Origin of the sequence: Actinomadura sp. (genome assembly GCF_044508335.1) — a bacterium.
Taxonomy (GTDB): domain Bacteria; phylum Actinomycetota; class Actinomycetes; order Streptosporangiales; family Streptosporangiaceae; genus Spirillospora.
On the sequence record NZ_JBIQHY010000227.1, the window covers coordinates 1 to 2,910 of the forward strand.

At 75.8% G+C, this 2,910-nt stretch carries 2 protein-coding genes; both read right to left on the minus strand.

All coding sequences use genetic code 11. From position 1 onward, the window contains the following. The coding region (locus ACIWVC_RS34425; protein WP_396455190.1) for an acyl-CoA dehydrogenase at positions 1–2,139 on the minus strand (2,139 nt) is incomplete at its 3' end. Positions 2,140–2,275: 136 nt separating this feature from the next. Beyond that, a partial coding sequence (locus ACIWVC_RS34430) for a TIGR03086 family metal-binding protein (protein ID WP_396455192.1) occupies positions 2,276–2,910 on the minus strand: 635 nt, incomplete at its 5' end.

A 2,910-nucleotide genomic window follows, 5' to 3' on the forward strand; every position in this document is an offset into this window, starting at 1 on the left:
CGGGTCGCGGGGGAGTTTCAGGATGCGTTCGGCGATCTGGTTGCGGGTGATCTCGGAGGTGCCGCCGGCGATGGACATGCCGCGGGAGCCGAGGCGCATCAGGCCGGCGAACTGGCCGAGGCCCTCGTTGAAGGCGGTGGCGGGGCCGGCGAATTCGGCGAGGAGGTCGGCGGTGGCGTGGCCGTGTTCGGCGAGGACGAGCTTGGTGATGTTGCCTTCGGGGCCGGGTTCGCCGCCGGCGACGGCGCGTTCGGCGGAGCGGAGGTTGAGGAGGCGGAGGGCCTGCTCTTCGGCGAGGTGGGCGCCGACGCGTTCGGCGGCGGCGGGGACGCGGTCGCCGTGCTCGCGGTAGAGGGCGATGAAGTCGGGTCCGGGCGGGCCGCCGACGCCGCCGCCGATGCTGACGCGCTCGTTGCCGAGGGTGGCGCGGGCGACGGTCCAGCCTTTGTTGGGCTCGCCGACGACGTCGGCGTCGGGGACGAAGACGTCGGAGAAGAACACCTCGTTGAAGTCGGAGCCCCCGGTGATCTGGCGGAGCGGGCGGACTTCCACGCCGGGGTGCTCCATGTCGATGACGACCATGGTGACGCCGGCGTGCTTGGCGGCGTCGGGGTCGGTGCGGACGGTGGCGAACCCCCAGCGGCAGTGCTGGGCGCCGCTCGTCCAGACTTTCTGGCCGTTGACGAGCCAGCCGCCGTCGACTTTGACGGCGCGGGTCTTCACGGCGGCGGCGTCGGAGCCTGCCTCGGGCTCGCTGAACAGCTGGCACCAGATCTCTTCGCCGGTGAGCGCGGGCCGCACCCAGCGGTCGATCTGGTCCTGGGTGCCGTGCTGGATCAGGGTGAGGATCACCCAGCCGGTGATGCCGAGCTGGGCGCGTTTCACGCCGGCGGCGCGGAACTCGTCCTCGATGACGAGCTGCAGCCCGGCGCTCGCCTCGACGCCCCAGGGGCGCGGCCAGTGCGGCTGGACGTAGCCGGTGTCGATGAGCTTCCGCCGCTGCTCGGCGGCGGGCAGCGCGGCGATCTCGCGGGCCAGCGCGCGGATCTCGGGGCGCCGCGCCTCGGCCTCGGGCGGCAGGTCGAGGGACGTTTCGCGGACGACGCCGGCGGCTCTCAGGCGGGTCACGTCGCGTTCGGCGGAGTGCGGGTCGAACACGGCCGCCAGAGTGGCGGCCCGGCGCATCAGCAGGTGGGCGTCGTGCTCCCAGGTGAAGCCGATGCCGCCGTGCACCTGGATGTTGAGGCCGGTGTTGGCGGTGAACGCGGGCAGCGCGAGCGCGGCGGCGACGGCGGCGGCCAGTTCGAACTGGTCGGCGGGCCCGGACGCGGCCCGCGCGGCGTCCCACACGGCGGCGGTGGCCAGCTCGGCGGCGACGAGCATGTTCGCGCAGTGGTGCTTGACCGCCTGGAACGTCGCGATGGGGCGGCCGAACTGCTGCCGCACCTTGGCGTACTCGACGGCGTTCTCGACGCATTCGAGCGCGCCGCCGACCGCCTCGGCGGAGACGAGCGTGCGGGCGACGGCGACCGCGTGCGGCCGCGCGCCGGGGAGGACGTCGGCGGCGGCGCCGTCCAGCGTGACGCGGGCCGAGCGGCGGGCCGGGTCCAGGTTGGCGGGGACGTCGACGGTGACGCCGGGCGCGTCGGCCCGGACGGCGACCATGTCGTCGCCGGCCGCGAGGACGAGCAGCTCCGCCAGGCCGCCGCCGAGCACGACGCCCGCGTCACCGGTCGCGGCGCCGTCCGCCGCGGTCAGCGAGCCGCCGGTGCCGAGGGCGGCCGGGGCGGCGCCGGAGGCGAGGCCGGGCAGCAGGCGCTCCCGCTGCTCGCCGGTCCCGGACGCCGCGATCACCGCCGAGGCGATCATCGTGGGCAGCATGGGGCCGGGCGCGGCGGCGCGGCCCAGCTCCTCGGCGACCACGACCAGTTCGGGCAGTCCCGCACCGCCGCCGCCGTGCTCCTCGGGGAGGTGCAGGCCGAGCAGCCCGAGCCCGGCGAACCCGGTCCAGAAGTCGGGGAGCGTCTCCTTCTCGGCGTCCAGCAGCGCACGGTTCGCGGCGCGCGCACCCCGGTCGCGCAGGAACGAGCGCGCCGTTCCGGCCAGTTCGCGGTGCTCCTCGCTGATGGCGATCGCCATGACCCCTCCATGCCTCGTTGCGTCCCGGGAACCAGAATGGCATTCGGTTGCCCTGGAGGCGAGGGGGCGCCGTGATCTATCGCAGCGCCTCGGCGAAACGCTCCGCCTCCGGCGCGCACGTTCCGGCGGAGCGGTCTCAGCGCAGGGGGCGGCGGCCGAGGAGGGCGACGAGCCGTTCGCCGGGCGGTGCGTCCGGGGCGGGGTCGACCGGGTCGGCGAACAGCGGGCCGCGCGGCTCCGGCAGCACGAGCGGCGCCACCGCCAGCAGGTCGCCCGCCAGCACCGGCGGGACGGCCCGCCGCTCCCCCGTGGCCTGCGCGATGTCCCAGCCGTGGACGGCGACCTCAAGGGCGCCCGCGCCGGTCAGCAGGTCGCCCGGCAGCCGCCGGTCCCCGACGCCGACCGTCCGCAGCGCGGCGGACGCCCGCAGGACGCGGACGGCCCCCACCCGCAGCGCCGACACCGGATCGTCCGGCGGCTCCCCCGGCGACCGTCCGACGCGTCCGCCGCTCAGACCCTCATGCAGGGCGGCCAGCGACTCGCCGAGGTGCAGCACGAGCATGGCGAGGTCCCAGGACGCGCACGGCGTGCGGCGCCCCAGCATGTCCGGCGCCACCCCCTGGACGGCCGTCAGCGCGAAGCCGATCGCCCGGTCCAGCAGCCCGGCGCCGCTCCTGGCGGTCGTGGTCGCACGCGTCCGCTCGCACATCCGGCCTCCCATCAGAACGACGGCCGTTGAGCGGACCGCCTGTTCTGTGGACTGCCTCCGCA